22 protein-coding genes are annotated in these 20,133 nt (G+C 64.1%); 8 read left to right on the top strand and 14 right to left on the bottom strand.

The window, feature by feature from the left end; all coding sequences use genetic code 11:
* Positions 1-4: 4 nt before the first annotated feature.
* Together pal and CHB97_RS02750 are read right to left on the bottom strand one after the other, a co-directional pair.
* Positions 5-547 carry a peptidoglycan-associated lipoprotein Pal gene (gene pal / locus CHB97_RS02755; protein WP_089286387.1) on the bottom strand — a complete coding sequence of 181 codons (543 nt, stop codon included), beginning with the start codon at positions 545-547 and terminating at the stop codon, positions 5-7.
* Between the two features lie 194 nt (positions 548-741).
* Positions 742-1,353 (bottom strand): YqgE/AlgH family protein, encoded by a 612-nt coding sequence (locus CHB97_RS02750; protein ID WP_200819778.1) that lies wholly within the window; start codon positions 1,351-1,353, stop codon positions 742-744.
* 162 nt (positions 1,354-1,515) lie between these two features.
* Between CHB97_RS02750 and CHB97_RS02745 the strand changes: the two genes are divergently transcribed.
* Complete coding sequence (locus tag CHB97_RS02745; protein ID WP_089286385.1) at positions 1,516-1,998, top strand: peroxiredoxin; 483 nt, start codon at positions 1,516-1,518, stop codon at positions 1,996-1,998.
* A 44-nt stretch (positions 1,999-2,042) separates the two neighbouring features.
* Here the strand turns inward: CHB97_RS02745 and CHB97_RS02740 are convergent, their stop codons facing one another.
* Entirely contained in the window at positions 2,043-2,594 is a 552-nt protein-coding gene (locus CHB97_RS02740; RefSeq protein WP_160105501.1) for a DinB family protein, read from the bottom strand.
* A 76-nt stretch (positions 2,595-2,670) separates the two neighbouring features.
* Here CHB97_RS02740 and bcp point away from each other — a divergent pair, with 76 nt between their 5' ends.
* Positions 2,671-3,135 carry a thioredoxin-dependent thiol peroxidase gene (bcp, locus tag CHB97_RS02735; RefSeq protein ID WP_089286384.1) on the top strand — a complete coding sequence of 155 codons (465 nt, stop codon included), beginning with the start codon at positions 2,671-2,673 and terminating at the stop codon, positions 3,133-3,135.
* A gap of 44 nt (positions 3,136-3,179) precedes the next feature.
* On the opposite strand, the gene parA is transcribed toward bcp, so the two are convergent.
* Entirely contained in the window at positions 3,180-3,818 is a 639-nt protein-coding gene (parA, locus tag CHB97_RS02730) for a ParA family partition ATPase (protein WP_089286383.1), read from the bottom strand.
* A 103-nt stretch (positions 3,819-3,921) separates the two neighbouring features.
* Between parA and CHB97_RS02725 the strand changes: the two genes are divergently transcribed.
* A complete protein-coding gene (locus CHB97_RS02725; RefSeq protein ID WP_089286382.1) occupies positions 3,922-4,347 on the top strand; it encodes a VOC family protein in 426 nt (141 codons plus the stop codon).
* Between the two features lie 104 nt (positions 4,348-4,451).
* Here CHB97_RS02725 and CHB97_RS02720 read toward each other — a convergent pair whose 3' ends face one another.
* Positions 4,452-5,783, bottom strand: a complete 1,332-nt coding sequence (locus CHB97_RS02720) for a cation:proton antiporter (RefSeq protein WP_089286381.1) — start codon at positions 5,781-5,783, stop codon at positions 4,452-4,454.
* Positions 5,784-6,040: 257 nt separating this feature from the next.
* Between CHB97_RS02720 and CHB97_RS02715 the strand changes: the two genes are divergently transcribed.
* Positions 6,041-6,997, top strand: a complete 957-nt coding sequence (locus tag CHB97_RS02715; protein ID WP_089286865.1) for an L-threonylcarbamoyladenylate synthase — start codon at positions 6,041-6,043, stop codon at positions 6,995-6,997.
* Here CHB97_RS02715 and CHB97_RS02710 read toward each other — a convergent pair whose 3' ends face one another.
* Positions 6,998-7,558 carry a cysteine hydrolase family protein gene (locus CHB97_RS02710; protein WP_089286380.1) on the bottom strand — a complete coding sequence of 187 codons (561 nt, stop codon included), beginning with the start codon at positions 7,556-7,558 and terminating at the stop codon, positions 6,998-7,000. It abuts the gene before it with no gap.
* 159 nt (positions 7,559-7,717) lie between these two features.
* Here CHB97_RS02710 and CHB97_RS02705 point away from each other — a divergent pair, with 159 nt between their 5' ends.
* Entirely contained in the window at positions 7,718-9,136 is a 1,419-nt protein-coding gene (locus CHB97_RS02705) for an FAD-binding oxidoreductase (RefSeq protein ID WP_089286379.1), read from the top strand.
* On the opposite strand, the gene CHB97_RS02700 is transcribed toward CHB97_RS02705, so the two are convergent.
* From CHB97_RS02700 to CHB97_RS02670, 7 genes are all read right to left on the bottom strand, one after another.
* Positions 9,125-10,141 (bottom strand): patatin-like phospholipase family protein, encoded by a 1,017-nt coding sequence (locus tag CHB97_RS02700; protein ID WP_089286378.1) that lies wholly within the window; start codon positions 10,139-10,141, stop codon positions 9,125-9,127. The genes CHB97_RS02705 and CHB97_RS02700 overlap by 12 nt on opposite strands.
* A 103-nt stretch (positions 10,142-10,244) precedes the next feature.
* Positions 10,245-11,066: an acyl-ACP desaturase gene (locus CHB97_RS02695; protein WP_089286377.1), complete on the bottom strand. Its 822-nt coding sequence runs from the start codon at positions 11,064-11,066 to the stop codon at positions 10,245-10,247.
* A gap of 166 nt (positions 11,067-11,232) precedes the next feature.
* Complete coding sequence (atpC, locus tag CHB97_RS02690; RefSeq protein WP_089286376.1) at positions 11,233-11,661, bottom strand: ATP synthase F1 subunit epsilon; 429 nt, start codon at positions 11,659-11,661, stop codon at positions 11,233-11,235.
* Between the two features lie 105 nt (positions 11,662-11,766).
* Entirely contained in the window at positions 11,767-13,206 is a 1,440-nt protein-coding gene (atpD, locus tag CHB97_RS02685; protein WP_089286375.1) for a F0F1 ATP synthase subunit beta, read from the bottom strand.
* A 165-nt stretch (positions 13,207-13,371) separates the two neighbouring features.
* Positions 13,372-14,259, bottom strand: a complete 888-nt coding sequence (locus CHB97_RS02680) for a F0F1 ATP synthase subunit gamma (RefSeq protein ID WP_089286374.1) — start codon at positions 14,257-14,259, stop codon at positions 13,372-13,374.
* 45 nt (positions 14,260-14,304) lie between these two features.
* Positions 14,305-15,834 (bottom strand): F0F1 ATP synthase subunit alpha, encoded by a 1,530-nt coding sequence (gene atpA / locus CHB97_RS02675; protein ID WP_089286373.1) that lies wholly within the window; start codon positions 15,832-15,834, stop codon positions 14,305-14,307.
* The gene (locus tag CHB97_RS02670) at positions 15,834-16,394 is read right to left on the bottom strand and encodes a F0F1 ATP synthase subunit delta (RefSeq protein ID WP_089286372.1); all 561 of its coding nucleotides are present in this window, start codon (positions 16,392-16,394) and stop codon (positions 15,834-15,836) included. The genes atpA and CHB97_RS02670 overlap by 1 nt, the downstream gene beginning before the upstream one ends.
* Positions 16,395-16,810: 416 nt before the next feature.
* Here CHB97_RS02670 and CHB97_RS02665 point away from each other — a divergent pair, with 416 nt between their 5' ends.
* Positions 16,811-17,131 carry a hypothetical protein gene (locus tag CHB97_RS02665; RefSeq protein WP_089286371.1) on the top strand — a complete coding sequence of 107 codons (321 nt, stop codon included), beginning with the start codon at positions 16,811-16,813 and terminating at the stop codon, positions 17,129-17,131.
* A gap of 15 nt (positions 17,132-17,146) precedes the next feature.
* Here the strand turns inward: CHB97_RS02665 and CHB97_RS02660 are convergent, their stop codons facing one another.
* The gene (locus tag CHB97_RS02660) at positions 17,147-18,049 is read right to left on the bottom strand and encodes a diacylglycerol kinase family protein (protein ID WP_244559353.1); all 903 of its coding nucleotides are present in this window, start codon (positions 18,047-18,049) and stop codon (positions 17,147-17,149) included.
* A 263-nt stretch (positions 18,050-18,312) separates the two neighbouring features.
* On the opposite strand from CHB97_RS02660, the gene CHB97_RS02655 reads away from it, so the two are divergent.
* Both CHB97_RS02655 and CHB97_RS02650 read left to right on the top strand, forming a co-directional pair.
* Positions 18,313-19,098, top strand: a complete 786-nt coding sequence (locus CHB97_RS02655) for a UDP-2,3-diacylglucosamine diphosphatase (RefSeq protein WP_089286369.1) — start codon at positions 18,313-18,315, stop codon at positions 19,096-19,098.
* Positions 19,095-20,123 (top strand): glycosyltransferase family 1 protein, encoded by a 1,029-nt coding sequence (locus CHB97_RS02650; RefSeq protein ID WP_089286368.1) that lies wholly within the window; start codon positions 19,095-19,097, stop codon positions 20,121-20,123. The genes CHB97_RS02655 and CHB97_RS02650 overlap by 4 nt, the downstream gene beginning before the upstream one ends.
* Positions 20,124-20,133: the final 10 nt, after the last annotated feature.

The raw sequence follows: 20,133 nt of genomic DNA, 5'->3' as shown, positions 1-20,133 counted from the left end.
CCGATCAGTTGACCACGCTGACCGCGCGGCGGTTCTGGTCCCACACGGCTTGGCCGCTGCCAGCCACGGCCGGGCGTTCCTTGCCGAAGCTGACCGTCTGCAGGCGGTTGGCATCGATGCCGCTGGCGATCAGGTAACGGCGCACCGAATCGGCGCGGCGCTGGCCCAGCGCCAGATTATATTCGCGCGTGCCGCGCTCGTCAGCATGGCCTTCAATGGTCAGGCTGATATTGGGGTTGCTGCGCAGAAAGGCGGCCTGCTTGTCCAGCGTGGCCGTGGCCTCCGCCGATACTTCATACTGGTCCACCGTGAAGAAGACCCGGTCGCCGATGCTGGCCAGCTGCTGCTGCGGGGAAAGGTTGCTGTTCAGCGTGCTGCTGTCCACCGGGGTGGCGCCATAGCCCTGCCCCTGTCCGGCGGTTCCGGCGGCGGCTGCATCATAGGCGCCGCTGCCATTGCGCGTGGCACCGGCCTTGTCATCCCGCACGCCGGCACAGGCGGCCAGCAGCATCATCGGGGCCAGCAACAGAAGGTGGGAAGGCTTCATGGTGGTCTCTCGCATCCTTATTGGCTTTCGCGGGCGGGCGGCCCGGCACCCATCCAGGCACACCCAGCGCCCAGAACAGCCCATGATTGCGTCTGGAGTAAGACGAAAGACGGGCAAGGAAGGGGCCGACCGCAGCCGCGCGGGTCCGCGCGGCCGGATCGTTAACACAACAGCCGTGCCGCCGGACCAAATGTTCAGGCGTGGCCGATATCGGTGGAGAGCATGGACAGGTCGATGCCCAGCCGGGCCAGCGTGCGCTCCCATTTATGATCCAGGTCGGGATCAAACAGCAGGGCGGCATCGGCCGGCACGTTCAGCCAGCCATTGGCCTGCATCTCCTGATCCAGCTGGCCCGGCCCCCAGCCGGCATAGCCCAGGGCCAGGAAACCTTTCTTCGGCCCCGCCCCTTCCGCCACGGCGCGCAAAATATCCACCGTGGCGGTCAGCACCACCTCTTCCGTCACGGCCATGCTGCCTTCGCGCAGGTAATCGGCGCTGTGCAGAACAAAGCCGCGGCCGGTTTCCACCGGGCCGCCATAATGGACGCGCAGGCTGCCGCGGGGCTTCTCCACCTCCACATGCAGCTGTTCCAGCAGGTCGGGGAAGGCCACGCCCTGGAACAGGCGGTTGACCACCAGCCCCATGGCCCCTTCCCCGCTATGGGCGCAGATATAGATGACGGTGCGGGCGAATCGCTCGTCCGGCATCTGGGGCATGGCAACCAGGAACTGCCCGGCCAACGTGTCACCAGACGGGTTAACCGGCTTGTCCGGCCGGTCAGCGGCTTGTTTGATGGGCTGCTTCATGGGCATCGGCTCAACAGGATAATGGGGGAATGATATCAGTCTCCATGCAAAGAATGTGGGTTAATTTCCCGGCTGATCCATCCCCACCTTGCCGTCGGGCGGTCCACAGCCTAGAACCTATGCATCATCCACCCACACGCACCCCATGGGGAGAACCAAGCGATGACCCTTAAGGTTGGCGACCGCGTTCCGTCGGTCACCCTGAAGCATCTGACTGAATCGGGTATGCAGGAGATCAGCACGGACGATCTGTTCAAGGGCAAGAAGGTGGTGCTGTTCTCGGTGCCGGGTGCCTTCACCCCCACCTGCTCCGCCAAGCATCTGCCCGGCTTTGTCGACAATGCCGAGGCGCTGAAGGCCAAGGGCGTTGAAGAAATCGTCTGCCTGGCCGTGAACGACCCGTTCGTCATGCAGGCCTGGGGCAAGGCCAACAACACCGCCGGCAAGGTCACCATGCTGCCCGACGGCAATGGCACCCTGACCAAGGCCCTGGGCCTGGAAATGGATGGCACCGCTTATAATCTGGGCCATCGCGGCCAGCGCTTCGCCCTGGTGGCCGACGATGGCGTGGTGACCCGCCTGGAAGTGGAAAAGCCGGGCGCGTTCGAAGTGTCCAGCGCTGACTACATCCTGAAGCAGCTGTAATCAGCAGCAGGACAGGCGCCGGCTGCGGCCGGCGCCTGTTTGCTTCATTCCCCGTCCCAGGGTTCATCCTGCGCCACAATCCCCAGCGAACCGTCGAACAGGGCCGGCATGGCCACCAGATCGGTGACGCCGGGATCGACGCCCAATTGCTTCATCAGCGTGGTCGCCTGACCGCGATGGTGGGTGCCATGGTTCAGCATATGGGTGACCAGCACCCAGGCCGGCATGATCCGCTGACGACGCGCCAGCGTGCTGCCATAACGCAGCGGTGCTGCCAGCCATTCCACCGTCAGCTGATTTTCCGCCCAGTGCAGCATATGTGCATCGGCCGCGGCACGCTGTGCCGCCAGATCATCCCAGGCCGGGCAGATCAGCCCGTCGGGGCTGGGCTGCAGCACAGGGCTGCCGATGAAACGCTGCATCCAGATCAGATCGCCCCATAGCAGGTGATCCAGCGTGCCATGCAGCGATTTGAAAAAAGCCCCCATGTCGCGGCGGCGATCGCTGTCGGGGACGGCGGCACTGGCCTCCAGCAGGCGGCGGTTCATCCAGCTTCCATAAACCACCATGGTCCGCACATAATCGATATCGATCATTTCCCTGCCCTTTTTTGACGCTGCTGGTGGGCTAGTTGATAGCCGTCCCACCGTCAACCCATCGGAGAAAACTGATATGACCCTTTCCATCGGTGCAACGGCGCCGGATTTCACCCTGCCGACGGATGGCAATGGCAGCGTCACCCTGTCGGCGCTGCGCGGCCGCAATGTGGTGATCTATTTCTATCCCAAGGATGATACGTCCGGCTGCACGGCGGAAGCCTGCGGCTTCGGGGAGAGTCTGCCGCATTTCGAAACGGTGGATGCCACCATCATCGGCATTTCCAAGGACAGCGTGGCCAGCCATGACAAGTTCAAGGCCAAGTACAAGCTGCCCTTCATCCTGGCATCCGATGCCGAGAGCGACGTGACGGAGCAGTTCGGCGCCTGGGTGGAAAAGAACATGTATGGCAAGAAATATATGGGCATCGAACGCTGCACCTTCCTGATCGACAAGGAAGGCGTGGTCCGGCAAATCTGGCGCAAGGTGAAAGTGCCCGGCCATGTGGAGGCTGTATTGAAGGCCGTCCAGGCCCTGTGAGGCGGGGCCGGGGCATCCCGTCGGGGTGCCACCGGCTTTTGCCCTCAGCCGCCGAAGCCCCAGATTTCGGCGGCCAGCGCCTCCACCTCCTCCCGCCCGCGCGAACGCGGTTCGGTTTCCGACAGGGTCAACCCTTCCATCAGGGCGGCGGCGAAACCGATGCGATTGCCCAGATGCGATGCCGCCAGGGGCACGCCCAGTTCCGCCGCCTTTTCCGCCACCGCATCCACCAGCCGGCCACGCGCCGGCACCCGGTTCAGCACGATCAACGCCGGGCGTTTTTCCGCCTTGGCCAATTCAAGGGTCGGGCGGGTGGCCCACAAATCCATCGGGCTGGGCTGCACCGGCACCACCACCAGATCGGCGGCGCGCACGGCGATTCGCGCTTCGGTTTCCGCGTGCGGTGGGCTGTCAATCACCACCACCTCATGCGCCTGCACCAGCTTTTCCACCTCCCGCTGGGTACGCCAGCCGGAAAGCTGGGCATGGGTCAGGCCGGTGCGCCCCTCGCCTAAGGCCGCCACGCGCTGCTGATACCAGGCGGAAAGGCTGCCCTGCGGGTCAATATCCACCAGGGCGACGCTGCGCCCGGCCAGCACCCAGGCATGGGCCAGATGGATGGCCAGCGTCGTCTTGCCCGCCCCGCCCTTCTGCTGTGCGATTGTAAAGACGCGGCCCGCCATGGCAGGTTTCCCCCTGGTTTGTGTTTTGCCTTATCTGGCCTTTGAGTGTGCCGGGAAGGCGGTAGTGCTTCAAGTGTTGCGCCGCACAAAAGGAGAGAGCGCCATGAGCCATTGGCCCGACCATCTGCCCATCACCCGCCTGCGCGTCGCCCGGCCGACGGACCAGATTGAGACCGTCACCCATTGGTACCGCGATGTCATCGGCCTGCCGGTGATCGGTGGCTGGCGCGATGAAGGCGGCAATCATGGCGGCTATGACGGGGTGCTGTTCGGCCTGCCCGATGCCGACATGCAGCTGGAATTCACCCAACACCGTGATGGCAGCCCCTGCCCCGCCCCCAGCCGGGATAATCTGCTGGTGCTGTATGTGGATGACCGGGCGGCGCTGAACGCTGTCAGCGCCGCCATCCAGGCGCGGGGCGGGGTGCCGGTGGCACCGGAAAATGCCTATTGGCTGGATCGGGCCGTCTGTTTCGAAGACCCGGACGGTTGGGGTGTTGTCTTCTCCCTGAAGCCTGGCGCCAGCTAGAGCGGATCGCGGAAAAGCGGAATCGCTTTGGAGCGTGAATCCGCTCGCTGAACAAGGACTTAGAGCCGGGTGCGTTTCCGTTTAAACGCACCCGGCTCTAACCCTCACTCCGCCGACAGACCCGCCAGCCGGGCGCGGGTCAGTTCCGGGCTGACCCGTTCGGACGCCATCAACCAGCGGATCAGCGGGGTGGCCATGAAGGTGCTGACAATGGCCATCACCACCAACATGCTGAACATCGGCTTGGGCAGCACGCCCATATCATAACCAATATTCAGCACGATCAGTTCCATCAGGGCGCGGGTATTCATGGCCACCCCAACGGTGGCCGCCTGCCGGTGCCCTTCGCCAAGCGCCCGGCAGGCCAGATAGGCACCGCCGAACTTGCCAGCAAAGGCCACCAGACAGACCAGCGCGCACAGGCCCCAGCCAGACGCGGACAGCGACCCGACATCGGTGCGCAGCCCCGTATAGGCAAAGAACAGCGGAAGCAGCAGCACCTGCACCAACCCACCGACGCGCATTTTCCATTGCGCGACAAAGGCCCGGTCATTCTGCAAGCAATGGCCGACAATGAAACCGCCGATGATGGCGAAGATGCCCAGATTGCTGGTGATGATGGCGGCACCCAGCAGCACCAGCAGCAAGCCGGCGATGGTGGTTGTGTCCAGCGTGCCCCCCTCCTTCGCCATCCTTCCGGCCACCCAGCGGGACAGGAAGGGGCGCACCAGGGCCAGCATCACCGCCACGAACAGGGCCACCCCGGCAATACGGGCCAGGAACATCACCATATCGAAATTGGCGGCGACGATGGCGGCCACCAGCCCGAGCAGCATCCAGCCGCAAATATCATCGATCGCCGCCGAGCCGATGACCAGCGACGCCGTGCGCGTATGCGACAGGCCCAGTTCCATGAAAATCCGGCCCAGAATGGGGATGGCCGTGATTGACATGGCGATGGCGAAGAACAGGCGGAAGGCCAGCAGCCCCTGATCCGGGTCCATGCCCAGTTCGCGCCAGAAGAAGGGGGCGGTGGCATAGCCCAGGGCAAAGGGGATGATGATCCCGGTCAGGCTGATCAGCGCCACGGCCCGCCCGTCACGCCCCCGCCCTGGTGTCACCTGGAATTCCATGCCGATCTGGAACATCAGCAGGATCAGCCCCAATTGCGCCAGCCCAACGAAGATGGGCCGGGTTTCCGGCACGAACAGCGCGTGGGAGAGATCGGGGAACAAGGCCCCGATCAGCGATGGCCCCAGCAACAGCCCGGCGAGGATTTCGCCCGCCACCGCCGTCTGCCCCAGGAACCGCGTGCTGATCCAGGAGACGATGCGGCTGAAGGCCAGGATCACCACCAGCTGGTAAAGCAGCATCAGCGTCAGATGTTCTGCCGATGAACCCACGGCGGAACCGGCCATGGCAGCCGTATTGCTCATGCGTTTTCTCCCCCCACGGAAGTATGTTTTGTCATGCTATAGCGGATCGCGGAACGCCCCGCCAGTGCTGCCCCCGGCTGGGGCGGGGTTTGCAGGGAAAGCCGGTGTCGTCGCACCCGCCGGGGGCTATGCTGGGGGCCATTCTGTTCCCGCCACGCCCGGTAGCTTCGCCTGTGCCCCACGATCATTGCTGCGACGATCCCAGCCATCACCACAAGTCACCCGCCCCCCCGCCGCACCCTGACCGGCCGGCGGTGATGACGCCGGGTACGCCGGCCTATGCCAGGGGTGCGGCGATTCTGGCGGCGGGCGGGCTGGTGGCCTTCCCCACCGAAACCGTCTATGGGCTGGGCGGCAATGCCGGTGATGATGCGGCCGTGGCCGCCATCTTCGCCGCCAAGGGCCGCCCCAGCTTCAACCCGCTGATCGTGCATGTGCTGGATGAGGCGGCGGCCGAACCGCTGGTGCATCTGGATGATCGCGCCCGCCAGTTGATCGAGCTTTACTGGCCCGGCCCCCTGACCCTGGTGCTGCCGCGCCGGGCCGATGCGCCGCTGTCGCTGCTGGTCAGTGCCGGGATGGACAGTGTGGCCGTGCGCAGCCCCGCCCATCCCGTGGCCCGCGCCCTGCTGGCGGCATCCGGCTTACCGGTGGCGGCCCCGTCCGCCAACCGGTCCGGCCATGTCTCCCCCACCACGCCGCTGCATGTGGCCGAAGAATTTCCCGATGGCGGTGGCGCCCGGCTGCAACTGATTCTGGCCGGCGGCAAGGCGGAAATCGGCCTGGAATCCACGGTGCTGGACCTGACCGGCCCCACCGCCCGCCTGCTGCGCCCCGGTTCGGTGACGCGGGAGGAGTTGGAGGCCGTACTGGGCCGGGTGGAACTGGCGGGTGAAGCGGACGGCATCAAGGCCCCCGGCATGATGACCAGCCATTACGCCCCCGGCCTGCCGGTGCGGCTGGATGTCGACAGCGTGGGCGAGACGGAGGCGCTGCTGGCCTTTGGGCCGGATCAGTTCCTGCGCGGCGGGGCCACACGGCTGAACCTGTCTCAGCGTGGCGACATGGCGGAGGCGGCGGCCAACCTGTTCGCCATGCTGCGCGCGTTGGACCGGCCCGGCCTGTCCGGCATCGCCGTGATGCCGGTGCCGGAAAAAGGGTTGGGCGTGGCCATCAATGACCGGCTGCGCCGGGCCGCCGCCCCGCGTGGCTGATCAGGCCAGGATGTCGGCGCTGGGGCGCACCCGCGCCATGTTCGGGCCGACATCGAACCAGTCCAGAATCCGGTTATGGTGGTCGATGATCTGTTCGAAACGCAGTGCGCCGATATCGCAGGTCATGTGTCCATCTTCCAGCAGCGTGACGTCAAAGCCATGCGCCACGGCACTGCGCACGCTGGTATCGATGCAATAGGGCGTCATACAGCCACCAATGATCAGGTGGCCGATGCCACGCTCCCGCAGCGACGCCGCCAGCCCGGTGCCGAGAAAGGCATCGCAGGCGGATTTATTGAAAACGGGCTCCCCCGCCGCCGGCCCCAGTTCCGCCCTTATCCGCCAGCCCTCGCTGCCCTTTTCCAGCCGGTGCCCCGGCTCCCCATCATGCTGCACATGGATCACCGGCACGCCCTGGGCGCGGGCGCGGTCGGCCAGGGTGGCCAGCCGCTGCACCATGGCGTCCAGGGCCACCAGTGTCTCCACCCCGCGCGGGTCGCTGCCCAGCAGGATATTATTCTGCACATCAATGATAATCAGGGCTGTCGCATTGCTGGACATGGCGTTTCCTTATGTGCTGCCGGCCCGCATCATGGCCCGGATTGCCCCGGTGAGGGCGGGACTTTCGGCGGCAGCACCCATGCCCAGGCGGGTATTTACCCCCCGTCCCCCCTCCATTAGCCTGCGTCGGTTGAACCGATGAACCGGGAAACTGCCCCCATGTCCCCTGCCGACCTGCTTGCCCGCATCGCGGACCTGATCGGTCCTTCGCATGTGTTGACGGAGGCGGCGGATATGGCCCCCTTTGCCGTTGAGCAGCGACGTCGGCAAGCCTCCCACCCCGCCGCCGTGCTGCGCCCCGCAGATACGGCCCAGGTGGCCGCCATCGCCGCCCTGGCATCGGCTGCGGGCGTGCCGCTGATCCCCCAGGGCGGCAATACCGGCGTGGTCGGCGGCACCGTGGCGGCGGCGGACAGGGGGGCCTTTCTGCTCAATCTCGGCCGGTTGAACCGCATCCGTGACCTGGACGCGGCGGATTATACGGTGACGGCAGAAGCCGGCTGTATCCTGGCCGATCTCCAGCAGGCAGCCCAGGCGGCAGACCGTTATTTCCCGCTTTCCCTGGGCTCTGAAGGCACCTGCCAACTGGGTGGCAATCTTTCCAGCAATGCCGGCGGCATCCTTACCCTGCGCTATGGCAATGCCCGCGATCTGGTTTTGGGGCTGGAGGTGGTGTTGCCTGACGGGCAGGTCTGGAACGGGCTGCGGCGTCTGCGCAAAGACAATACCGGCTATGACCTGAAACACCTGTTTTTAGGGGCAGAGGGCACGCTGGGCATCATCACCGCCGCGACGCTGAAACTGTTCCCCCGGCCCCGGCAGGTGGAAACCGCCTTGATTGGCGTGGCTTCCCCCGCCGCTGCCGTCGCCTTGCTGGCGCAGGCGCGGGCCGGCACGGGCGATCTGTTATCAGCGTTCGAACTGATGCCGCGTTTCGCGATAGATGGTGCCCGTGACCTGCTGGGCCGCGACCATGACCCGCTGGCCAGCCCCCACCCCTGGTATGTGCTGCTGGAAGTCGCCAGCGGCATTGCAGGGCCGCTGGTGCGGCAGATGGTGGAAAGCACACTCAGCGATGCGGTGGAAAGCGGGCTGGCCCAGAATGCCGTGCTGGCCGAAAGCGGGGAACAACGCCGCCGGCTCTGGCAAATCCGCGAAGGCTTGCCGGAGATCGGTCGGGCCATTGACGGCACCGTGCATACTGATGTTTCCGTGCCGATCAGCCGCATCCCGGATTTCCTGGACCGGGTGATTCTGGCGCTGGCGGATTTCATGCCGGGCCTGCGCCCCTACCCGTTCGGCCATGTCGGCGATGGCAATATCCATTGCAACGTCGCAAGGCCGGAGGCGATGGACAAAGCCAGTTTCCTGGCCCATGCCCCCGCCATCACCGCCATCATCCATGCCGAGGTGACGCGCCAGGGCGGCAGCATCAGCGCTGAACATGGCATCGGCAATCTGAAGGTGGCGGAAATGGCCCGGCTGAAAGACCCGGTGGAGCTGGCCCTGATGCAGCAGATGAAGGCTCTGCTGGACCCAGCCGGGATCATGAATCCGGGGAAGCTTCTATCCCTGTAACCAGATGGTCGCCTGCTTGCGCCCCTGCGCTTTCAGGGCCGCCAGATATTCCTGATCCACCCGTAGACCATCCAACTCCTCCACCGCCTCTGAATCGGGATCGATGGCCAGCAGGTGCAGGCTCTCCGGCCGGTCGCGATGGGCCAGCTTTTCCCGCACCAGGGCGATTTCCGCCTCCAGCGGGCGGGAGAAGGTGATCTCGTTCAGCCGCTCGCGGATGGCATCGGCCGTCTTCGGCGTTTGAGAAGCGCGGTTGGGCATGGCCTGCACCACCAGGATTCGCCCCACGGCCGGCCCTTCCAGCAAGGCCGCCACCGGTGGGTTCAGCGTATAGCCACCATCCCAATAGGCCTCGCCCTCAATCTCCACCGCCTGGTGAATGGCCGGCAGGGTGGTGGAGGCCAGCAGAGCCTCCAGGCTGATATCGCCATTGGTGAAGACGCGCGGGCTGCCATCCCGCACGCGGGTGGCGGAAATATAGAGACGCGGTGCGGTTTTCTGCTTCAGCGCCTGGAAATCCAGCACCTCGGCCAGAATGTCGCGCAACGGATTGATGCCCAACGGATTCAACGCATAGGGGGAGAAAAAGCGCGTGGCCATCTGCAACGCCGCCGCATTGACCGCCCGCACCACGCCGCTGGCCGGCCAACTGGGGCAGAAGCCCAGGGAGCCGGCCCCGCATTCCCCCACCTTCTGCCACACCAGATCCAATGTGGCCCGCGCCCCGGCCGGCCCATCGGCAGCCCAGCCACAGGCGAAGGCCGCCGCATTTACCGCCCCGGCACTGGCACCGGACAGGCGCACCGGGCTGAAACCCGGCTCTTCCAGCAGCCGATCCAGCACGCCCCAGGTAAAAGCCCCCAGGGAGCCGCCGCCTTGCAGCGCCAACGCCATCCCGTCGGGGCGATTCGGGCGCACGGGAGCGGGTGGTGGTGGCGGGGGCGCCACCGGCGATGCCGGGGGCGCCTTGCGGCGGAACCCGCCGATCAGCTTTTTCAACACCATGATGCTCGCCCGATTGCTGCGCTGCACAATAACTTGGGCAGTCAACGGGCGTTACGCAAGCGTCAAGGGGCGGGGCAGCCATGCCCCACCCAAACACCGATGATCAGGCCGCCAGCTTGGCGCCACCTTCGGCCTTCTTGCGCATCCGGCTATAGGCGAATTTTGACGCGATGCTGTGCAGCCAGCCCTGCGGCTTCAGGCCCGATGCCTTGAACACCATGGCCACCATACGGTCCAGATGCTGTGGCTTGTAATAGGAGTAAGCCAGCTTGGTATATTCGCTGTAATTCTCGCTGCGCTGGTAAGGCCGCGTCCAATAGTTGGCCGCATAATAGGCATAGGCCAGCTCGTCATCCTCTGTCTCGTTGATGCGGGACAGGCTGACCATCAGCCGCTGAAACCGGTTCAGCTTCTCGCTTTCCAGATAGCGTTTCAGGTGATCATAGAACAGCTTGTAATGGCGCAGTTCATCGGCCGCGATATGGCGGCAAATCTGCTTGAACACCGGCTCTTCGGTATCGTCACCCAGGGCCGTGTAATAGCTGGAGGTGCCAGTCTCCACGATGCAGCGGCTGACCAGCTCGCCCGCCCGGCTGCCCCTACGGGAGGCATCAACCGAGGTCTCCACCTGATAGCCTTCGCGGAAGCGCGTCACCGCCGCCTGGAAATCCCAGCTGGGATCGACGCGCTGCGCCCAGGCACCCAGTGCCTCTCCATGCTGAACCTCTTCCACCGCCCAATCACGGGCGACCTGGCAAAATTCCGGGTCGTCGCGGAAGACATTGCACAGATAGTCGGCATAGATATGGCCGTTATATTCGACCAGCGCTGCGGCCTTCGCCAGCTTCACCTTGTCAGGGTCGACCTTCGACGGGTCGAACTTGTCCCAGGGGAGACCCTCGATGGTCCAGTGCGTATAAGCCATGGTAACGGCCAGCTTTCCTGATGCGAAACGAATCCAGGCCAACAGATTGGCAAGAGATCGACAAAAAGCAACGGGGGCGCCAAGCGCCCCCGTGATAATCAATCGCAAAAACCCGTGGCGTGACAGATTTGTTACGCCTGTCGGCCGAAGCCGACATTGATCGGGATCAATGCACGCTCTGACCGAAGAGTTCCAGCTTGGCCTGGGCGATCGCCAGTTTGGCTTCCACCGCATGGCGTTCGCCGTCGCTCTTGGCGTCTTCCAGATCTTCAGACAGATCAGCGATCTGCTTTTCCAGCCCACCCTTGTCCTGGCGGCGCAGAGCCTCCAGATCGGTGGCTTCCTCGGCCAGCACGGTCACGCGATCTGCGGTGATTTCACAGAAGCCACCGGCCACGAAGATACGCTGGGTAACGGTCACCATGTCGTTACCATAGATGTCGATGACACCCGGCTTGACGGTGACGATCATCGGCGCATGGCCCGGCAGCACGCCCAGGGCGCCTTCGGCACCCGGCACCACCACCATGGTCACCGGCTGCGACACCAGCAGCTTTTCCGGCGACACCAGCTCGAATTCAACCTTGTCGGCCATGGCTCACACCTTGGGTAAAACCGTAAGAAGGGGCGAGCCCCTCCCTAGATGGTCGCCTTCCCCACCCGATGGGCGGAGAAGGCTTCCTTATAATGATGACGAGGCTCAGGCGGCCTCGGCAGCCATCTTGCGGGCCTTCTCGACGGCACCTTCGATGGTGCCGACCATGTAGAAGGCCGCTTCCGGCAGGTGGTCATAGTCGCCGTTGACGATGCCCTTGAAGCCCTTAACCGTGTCTTCGATGGACACCAGCACGCCGGGCGTACCGGTGAACACTTCGGCCACGTGGAACGGCTGGGAGAGGAAGCGCTGGATCTTGCGGGCGCGGGCCACGACCAGCTTATCTTCTTCCGACAGTTCATCCATGCCCAGAATGGCGATGATGTCCTGCAGGGCCTTGTACTGCTGCAACACCTGCTGGACCTTACGGGCCACGCTGTAATGCTCTTCACCGACAATGCGCGGGTCCAGCGCACGCGACGTGCTGTCCAGCGGGTCCACGGCCGGGAAGATCGCCATTTCGGCGATCGAACGGCTCAGCACCGTGGTGGCGTCCAGGTGGGCGAAGGAGGTGGCGGGCGCCGGGTCGGTCAAGTCGTCGGCGGGCACGTACACGGCCTGCACAGAGGTGATCGACCCCTTCTTGGTGGAGGTGATACGCTCCTGCAGGGCGCCCATGTCGGTGGCCAGCGTCGGCTGGTAACCCACGGCGGACGGGATACGGCCCAGAAGTGCGGACACTTCGGCGCCGGCCTGGGTGAAGCGGAAAATGTTGTCCACGAAGAACAGCACGTCCTGGCCTTCCTGATCGCGGAAATATTCCGCGACGGACAGACCGGTCAGCGCCACGCGGGCACGGGCACCGGGCGGCTCGTTCATCTGGCCATAGACCAGCGCCACCTTGGAGCCGAGCGTGTCGTTCTCGTTCAGCTTGATAACGCCCGAGTCCACCATTTCGTGGTACAGGTCGTTACCCTCACGGGTACGCTCACCCACGCCGGCGAACACGGAAACACCACCGTGTGCCTTGGCGATGTTGTTGATCAGTTCCTGAATGGTCACGGTCTTGCCCACGCCGGCGCCGCCGAACAGGCCAATCTTACCGCCCTTCAGGTACGGGGCCAGCAGGTCGATGACCTTGATGCCCGTGACCAGGATTTCCGCCTCAGTCGCCTGTTCAGCGAAGCTCGGCGCATCGCGGTGAATGGAAGCGACGTTGGTCAGGTCAACCGGACCACGCTCGTCAATCGGCTCACCGATGACGTTCAGGATGCGGCCCAGCGTGGCGGGACCGACCGGCACGGTAATGGGGGCGCCGGTATCCGTCACCTTCTGACCGCGGACAACACCATCGGTGGTGTCCATGGCGATGGCGCGGACGGTGTTTTCGCCCAGGTGCTGCGCCACTTCGAGCACCAGGGTCTTGCCCTCGTTCACCGTGTGCAGGGCGTTCAGGATGGGCGGCAGTTCTGCGTCGAACTGAACGTCCACGACGGCGCCCAGCACCTGGGTGATGCGGCCGACCGCGTTGCTCGTATTAGCCATGGGGCAAGCTCCCTCGGAACCCAATATCTGACAGTCGTCTTGGAACTAATACCACGGTCAGGAAATCCTGACCGTGGTATCCGCGCCGACTGGCGCGGCGACGGCACATGCCGCCGAAGTCAGTAAATTCTGACACCTCAGAATTTACTGACACTGGTATAGGACTTAAACCGCTTCCGCACCGGAGATGATTTCAATCAGCTCCTTGGTGATGGTCGCCTGGCGGGTGCGGTTATAGATCAGCGTGTACTTCTTGATCATTTCGCCGGCATTGCGCGTCGCATTGTCCATCGCCGTCATCTGCGCGCCGAAGAAGGAGGCTGCGCTCTCCAACAGGGCGGAGTAGATCTGGATGGCGACATTGCGCGGCAACAGATCAGCCAGGATGCTCTCCTCGTTCGGTTCAAATTCATAAACCGGACGGACGGAGGCATCAGCCACCTCGGCCGCAGCCTGGGGGGCTGCGAACGGGATGATCTGCTGGAGGGTGACCTCCTGCGTGATGGCCGACTTGAACTTGTTGTAGATGATGGTGGCGATGTCGAATTCACCGGCCTCAAACATCTCCAGCAGCTTGGCGGTGATCATGTCCGCGTCAGCATAGGAGAGGCGCTTCTTACCCACTTCCTCAAAGGAAGCGGTAATCAGCGAGGGGAATTCACGACGCAGCAGGTCGCGGCCCTTGCGGCCCACGCACAGCAGCTTCACCACCTTGCCCTGAGCCTGAAGCGACAGGATCTGCCGCTTGGTGGCCCGGACGATGGAGCTGTTGAAACCGCCGGCCAGACCACGGTCGGCCGTCATCACCACCAGCAGATGCACCTGGTCATTGCCCGTGCCCGTCATCAGACGGGGGCCGCCCGGACCGCCCGCCACATTCGCGGCGAGCGATGCCAACATGCGGCCCATGCGCACCGCATAGGGCCGACCAGCCTCTGCCTGTTCCTGGGCGCGGCGCAGCTTGCTGGCCGCAACCATCTTCAGGGCAGAGGTGATCTTCTGCGTCGACTTGACGCTGGTGATCCGGTTTCGGATGTCCTTCAAGCTCGGCATAACGGCCCTACGCTTTCAAAGACCCGTTCAATCGGGACTGTTGGATCAGGCAAAAACCTTGGAGAAGTTCTCGAGGAAAGCCTTCAGCTTTTCCTCAGTCCCCTTGGAGATCGCCTTCTCGGTGCGGATCGCGTCCAGGATGTCGGCACCCTTGGCGCGGACCTCGTCCAGGAAGCGGGCCTCGAAGCGGTTCACATCCTCGGTCTTCACCTTGTCCAGGTAGCCCTTCACGCCGGCGAAGATCGACACCACCTGCTCTTCCACCGGCAGCGGGCTGAACTGCGGCTGCTTCAGCAGCTCCGTCAGGCGCGCACCGCGGTTGAGCAGACGCTGGGTGGAGGCGTCCAGATCGGAAGCGAACTGCGCGAAGGCAGCCATTTCACGATACTGGGCCAGTTCCAGCTTGATGGTGCCGGCAACCTGCTTCATCGCCTTGATCTGCGCGGCGGAACCGACGCGGGACACAGACAGACCCACGTTGATGGCCGGGCGGATACCGCGATAGAACAGACCGGTTTCCAGGAAGATCTGACCGTCGGTGATGGAAATCACGTTGGTCGGGATGTAGGCCGACACGTCACCGGCCTGGGTTTCGATGACCGGCAGAGCGGTCAAGGAGCCGCCGCCATTCTCATCGTTCAGCTTGGCCGCACGTTCCAGCAGACGGGAGTGCAGATAGAACACGTCGCCGGGATAAGCTTCGCGGCCCGGCGGACGGCGCAGCAGCAGCGACATCTGACGGTAAGCAACGGCCTGCTTGGACAGATCGTCATAAACGATCAGCGCGTGCATCCCGTTGTCGCGGAAGAATTCGCCCATGGCTGCACCCGTATAGGGGGCCAGGAACTGCAGCGGCGCCGGCTCGGAAGCGGTGGCGGCGACGACGATGGAATATTCCAGCGCGCCGTTTTCTTCCAGGGTCTTGACGATCTGCGCGACGGTGGAGCGCTTCTGGCCGACCGCAACATAGATGCAGTACAGCTTCTTGCTCTCGTCGTCGCCCTTGTTGATCGCCTTCTGATTGATGAAGGTATCCAGCGCAATGGCGGTCTTGCCGGTCTGGCGGTCACCGATGATCAGCTCACGCTGGCCACGGCCAACCGGCACCAGGGCGTCAATGGCCTTCAGGCCGGTCTGCATCGGCTCATGCACGGACTTACGCGGAATGATGCCCGGGGCCTTCACTTCCACGCGGGTGCGCACCACGTCGGTCAGCGGACCCTTGCCATCGATCGGGTTGCCCAGACCGTCAACCACGCGGCCCAGCAGGCCACGGCCGACGGGGACTTCCACGATGGCGCCGGTGCGCTTGACGATGTCGCCTTCCTTGATCTGACGGTCGGAACCGAAAATCACGACGCCGACATTGTCAGCCTCAAGGTTCAGGGCCATGCCCTTCACCCCGCCCGGGAATTCGACCATCTCGCCGGCCTGCACATTGTCCAGACCATGGACACGCGCGACGCCGTCGCCAATGGACAGCACCTGGCCAACTTCGGCGACATCGGCCTCGTTGCCGAAGTTCGCGATCTGCTGCTTCAGGATCGCGGAAATCTCAGCGGCGCGGATTTCCATTATCCAACCCCTTTCATGGCGAGTTTCAGCTTGTTCAGCTTGGTGCGCACGGAACTGTCAACCATGCGGGAACCGATTTTGACGACCATCCCGCCAATCAGCGACGGATCGATCCAGACGTCGAGCTTGATCTTGCCACTGGCGCTCGGATCGATCGCCGCAGCCAGAGCCGCCCATTGTTCGTCGCTCAGCGGACGGGCAACCGTCACGCGTGCCGTGGATTCACCGCGACGACGGGCAAGTTCGGCCAGAAAACCGTCCATCATGCCCGGCAACGCCGCCAGCCGGCGGCTGCGCGCCACCAAGCCAATGAATTTGCGCACAAGCTCACCCACGCCAGCGGCGGCCAGAACCGCCTCCATGGCGCGTTCCTGATCGCCACGGGCGAGCAGCGGGCTGCCGATCAAGCGGCGGAGATCCGCGCTTTCAGCGAGCAGAGCCTTGACGAGCGAGAGATCCTGGGCCGTTTGGTCCAGAGCCTGCTGCTCGTCCGCGAGATCGAACAAGGCGCTCGCATAGCGAGAGGCGAGTTCGGATACGCCAGTCCCTTCGGTTGCCACCTGGTAACCCCGGTTGTGTCCGTGGACCCTGAATAATTTCAGGATGTTAGCAATAAGCCACCTTGCCGGAAGAGGACCTTCCGACGTTGAGCGAGCGTGCATGTAACACAGCCCCAGCCCCTACGCAACTGGTCCGGCTGGATTTGGGCTATGCGGTTTTGCGCCGCGAACCGCCAAAAAACGCCGATCTGCGGCGTTTGGGGCGGGCGATCCGACGAAGGTGCAAGGGCGCCTTGCGCAGGTGCGAGATGATAATGCCATTGGTATAGGGTGGGCCCATCCGGGGCCAACCTATACGAAGGCGTTGATCTTGCGGGCTTCTCCGTAAAGTTCCCGTTAACCGGTTGCGCGCCAGTTTGGACAGAACAAAGGCCAGATTATGGCCGCCCTCATTCCGTCGTCCAAGGTGCCCGGCCATGTGTCTCGTCATCCCCTTCCCGGTTACCCGTTTCACCCCCGACGATGTTGCCTGCTGGTCCCGGTTGGCCGAGGACAAGGTGCGCCGGGGATTGTGGCAGCCGCACCGCCGGGTCAGCAGTCGCGACAATGACAGTTTCCTTGTCAGCTTTCCCGATGCCGAACGGCCGGTCTTTAAGTTTGAACGGGATCGCAGCGGTACCTATCGCCTGAGCTTCAATGACCGTCGCGGTTGGCACCCGATCGGGGTTGGGGCAACGGCCGAGGAATGTCTGGCCGTCTGGGACCAGCCGCGACGCCGCGACGCCGCCGCCAGTTAACTGTCTTGCCCCACTTTATACTGTGTCCGGCGACAGCACGTTCAAGGGAATCGGCAAGCGTTCAATCCGCAGGGGCAGCCGGGCGATGACATCGCCATCACCCTGCACCGGCTCCCCCGCCGGCCCGTCGATCTCCACGGCGGTAACAGGCAGGATGCTGACATCCCGACGCTTCGGGATCAGCCCCAGTACCATGGCAGACGCATAGGACAAAGCCGCCAGCCGCCCCGGCCGCTGGAACAGCACCAGTTGAAAACTGTTGGCATCCAGCCGTGCGTCTGGGGCCAGCACGAAGGTGCCGCCATAATAATGCCCGTTGCAGATGATGGCGCTGGCCCCTTCCAGGGCCGCCACCGCCCCATCCGGGCCGGTGGCCCGCACCCGATAATCGCAGCGGGGGCCGGCCATGATCTCCCGCAGGGAGCCCAGCGCATAGGCGCCCTTGCCCAGCCGGCGCTTCACCACCGGATCAATACCGGCCACCACACGCGCATCCATGCCCACCCCCGCCATCTGCACGAACAACCGGCCATTGGCCCGGCCCAGCCGGATGGGCCGGGCCGACGCGGTGGCCAGCCAGCGCCCCACCATCCCCGCCTCGGCCGCCATGCCCAGTTCATGCGCCAGCACATTGGCCGTGCCCAGCGGCACAATCCCCAGGGCCGGTAAGGACAGGCCGGCCACGAGCGCCGCCCCAACCATACCGTTGATCACCTCGTTGATGGTGCCATCACCACCCGCCGCCACAATGACGTCAAAGCCACCGGAGCGCACGGCCGCCGCCGCCATGCGCTCCGCATCGCCGGCGGCCGTCGTCGCCGACAGCTCGATTCCCGCCCCCGCCCCCCGCGCAGCGGCCAGGGCACGGTCCAGATAGCCCGGCCGCCGTCGCCCCGCCGTGGGATTGAAGATGACCAACAATCGACGCCCTGGCGCAGAAACAGGCAAAGCCGCCCCATTATGACGATCGGATGAATGGATCATGTATTCATCATGACTGTCCGAAGAAGATTTGAATAACATGAGGTTCTTCACCGCTCATATGGTGGTCAATCGCCCGGAGTGCCGATATAGAACCAGCAAGCTGTCGATAGATAGTCTTAAGCCATGACAATAACAATATGTGGATGAGACGGTTTATCGGGGTGGGGGATTGGGGTTGACCGGCCATGGGGGCAGTCATGCTGGGCGACGAAGACGTCAAGCGTTACCGGACGATCTGGCTTTCCGACATTCACCTGGGCACCCGCGGGTGCCAGGCGGAAATGCTGCTGGATTTCCTGAAACATACCGAGTCGGATCGTCTCTATCTGGTCGGCGATATCGTCGATGGCTGGCGGCTGAAGAAAAGCTGGTACTGGCCACAGGCGCATAATGACGTGGTGCAGAAGGTGCTGCGCCGCGCCCGCAAGGGCACCCAGGTGATCCTGGTGCCCGGCAACCATGATGAGGCTTTCCGGGAATTTGTCGGGCTGCAGTTCGGCGGCGTCACCATCCTGGAAGACACCATCCACGAGGCCGCCGACGGCAAGCGCTATCTGGTGATCCATGGCGACCAGTTCGACGCCGTGGTGCGCTATGCCAAGTGGTTGGCCTTTGTCGGCGACAGTGCCTACACCTTCCTGCTGTGGCTGAACACGGCGGTGAACAAGGTTCGCCGCAAGCTGGGTTTCCCCTACTGGTCGCTGTCAGCCTATCTGAAGCACAAGACCAAAAAGGCTGTCGAATTTATTGGCGATTACGAAACCGCGCTGACCGACGAAGCGCGGCGGCGGCAGGTGGATGGCGTCATCTGCGGCCATATCCACCATGCCGAAATGCGCGACATGGACGGTGTTCTCTATGTGAATGATGGGGACTGGGTCGAATCATGTACCGCACTGGTGGAACACATGGACGGGCGGTTGGAAATCCTGCGCTGGGCGGATATTGTCGCCTCCCGCACGGCGATGAAGGCGGCAGCGTGAAGCTGTTGATCGTCACGGATGCCTGGCATCCGCAGGTCAACGGCGTCGTGCGCACCCTGACGACGACGCGGGCCGAACTGGAACGGCTGGGCCATCGGGTGGAGGTGATCTCGCCCGACCGGTTCCGCACCATCCCCATGCCGACATATCCGGAAATCCGCCTCGCCCTGGCCCCCGGCCGGCGGGTGCGGCAGATGATTGAGGCGGCCCAGCCCGACGCCATCCATATCGCCACCGAAGGCCCGCTGGGCTTCGCCGCCCGGCGTTACTGCCTGAAACGCGGCCTGCCCTTTACCACCGCCTATCACACCCGTTTCCCGGAATATGTGCGGGATCGCGCACCGGTGCCGCTGCGCCTTTCCTATGCCTTTGTGCGCCGGTTCCATTCGCCGGCCCATTCGGTGATGGTGGCCACCGCCAGCATTGAGGCTGATCTGGTGCAGCGCGGCTTCACCAATATCCGCCGCTGGTCGCGCGGGGTGGATACCGAGCTGTTCCGCCCGCGCGACAAGAGCCTGTTCGATCACCTGCCCCGGCCGGTCTTCATCTCTGTCGGCCGGGTGGCGGTGGAAAAAAATATCGAAGCGTTCCTGTCGCTGGACCTGCCCGGTTCCAAGGTGGTGGTGGGCGACGGGCCGCAGCGGGCGGAGCTGCAGGCCAAATATCCCGGCGTCATCTTTGTCGGTGCCAAGCATGGTGAGGAGCTGGCCCGGCATTATGCCGCCGCCGATGCCTTCGTCTTCCCCTCGCGGACCGACACGTTCGGGCTGGTGCTGCTGGAGGCGCTGGCCAGCGGCCTGCCGGTGGCGGCCTTCCCCGTGCCCGGCCCGCTGGATGTGATCGGCAGCCATCCGGCCGGCGTGCTGGATACGGATTTGCGCCGCGCCTGCCTGAAGGCGCTGGAAATTAATCCCGCGCTGTGTCGCGACCATGCGCTGACCTTCTCCTGGCAGGCCTGTGCCCGCCAGTTCCTGGCCAACCTGCGCCCCTTCACGCCGGAAGGCTTGGCCGATCAGGCGGCTTGACAGCAATCCG

Source organism: Azospirillum sp. RU38E, from assembly GCF_900188385.1.
In the GTDB taxonomy this organism is placed as follows: Bacteria; Pseudomonadota; Alphaproteobacteria; order Azospirillales; family Azospirillaceae; genus Niveispirillum.
The sequence above is the reverse complement of the archived record's forward strand: the minus strand, read 5'-3'. Positions and strand labels throughout refer to the sequence as shown.

Coding starts and splice junctions, on each gene's coding strand:
- CHB97_RS02665 (WP_089286371.1), top strand. CDS start 16,811: ATGTGTCTCGTCATCCCCTTCCCGGTTACCCGTTTCACCCCCGACGAT.
- bcp (WP_089286384.1), top strand. CDS start 2,671: ATGACCCTTTCCATCGGTGCAACGGCGCCGGATTTCACCCTGCCGACG.
- CHB97_RS02745 (WP_089286385.1), top strand. CDS start 1,516: ATGACCCTTAAGGTTGGCGACCGCGTTCCGTCGGTCACCCTGAAGCAT.
- atpD (WP_089286375.1), bottom strand. CDS start 13,206: ATGGCTAATACGAGCAACGCGGTCGGCCGCATCACCCAGGTGCTGGGC.
- pal (WP_089286387.1), bottom strand. CDS start 547: ATGAAGCCTTCCCACCTTCTGTTGCTGGCCCCGATGATGCTGCTGGCC.
- CHB97_RS02750 (WP_200819778.1), bottom strand. CDS start 1,353: ATGAAGCAGCCCATCAAACAAGCCGCTGACCGGCCGGACAAGCCGGTT.
- CHB97_RS02680 (WP_089286374.1), bottom strand. CDS start 14,259: ATGCCGAGCTTGAAGGACATCCGAAACCGGATCACCAGCGTCAAGTCG.
- CHB97_RS02695 (WP_089286377.1), bottom strand. CDS start 11,066: ATGGCTTATACGCACTGGACCATCGAGGGTCTCCCCTGGGACAAGTTC.
- CHB97_RS02715 (WP_089286865.1), top strand. CDS start 6,041: ATGACGCCGGGTACGCCGGCCTATGCCAGGGGTGCGGCGATTCTGGCG.
- CHB97_RS02740 (WP_160105501.1), bottom strand. CDS start 2,594: ATGATCGATATCGATTATGTGCGGACCATGGTGGTTTATGGAAGCTGG.
- CHB97_RS02720 (WP_089286381.1), bottom strand. CDS start 5,783: ATGAGCAATACGGCTGCCATGGCCGGTTCCGCCGTGGGTTCATCGGCA.
- CHB97_RS02710 (WP_089286380.1), bottom strand. CDS start 7,558: ATGTCCAGCAATGCGACAGCCCTGATTATCATTGATGTGCAGAATAAT.
- CHB97_RS02700 (WP_089286378.1), bottom strand. CDS start 10,141: ATGGTGTTGAAAAAGCTGATCGGCGGGTTCCGCCGCAAGGCGCCCCCG.
- CHB97_RS02655 (WP_089286369.1), top strand. CDS start 18,313: ATGCTGGGCGACGAAGACGTCAAGCGTTACCGGACGATCTGGCTTTCC.
- CHB97_RS02725 (WP_089286382.1), top strand. CDS start 3,922: ATGAGCCATTGGCCCGACCATCTGCCCATCACCCGCCTGCGCGTCGCC.
- atpA (WP_089286373.1), bottom strand. CDS start 15,834: ATGGAAATCCGCGCCGCTGAGATTTCCGCGATCCTGAAGCAGCAGATC.
- CHB97_RS02705 (WP_089286379.1), top strand. CDS start 7,718: ATGTCCCCTGCCGACCTGCTTGCCCGCATCGCGGACCTGATCGGTCCT.
- parA (WP_089286383.1), bottom strand. CDS start 3,818: ATGGCGGGCCGCGTCTTTACAATCGCACAGCAGAAGGGCGGGGCGGGC.
- atpC (WP_089286376.1), bottom strand. CDS start 11,661: ATGGCCGACAAGGTTGAATTCGAGCTGGTGTCGCCGGAAAAGCTGCTG.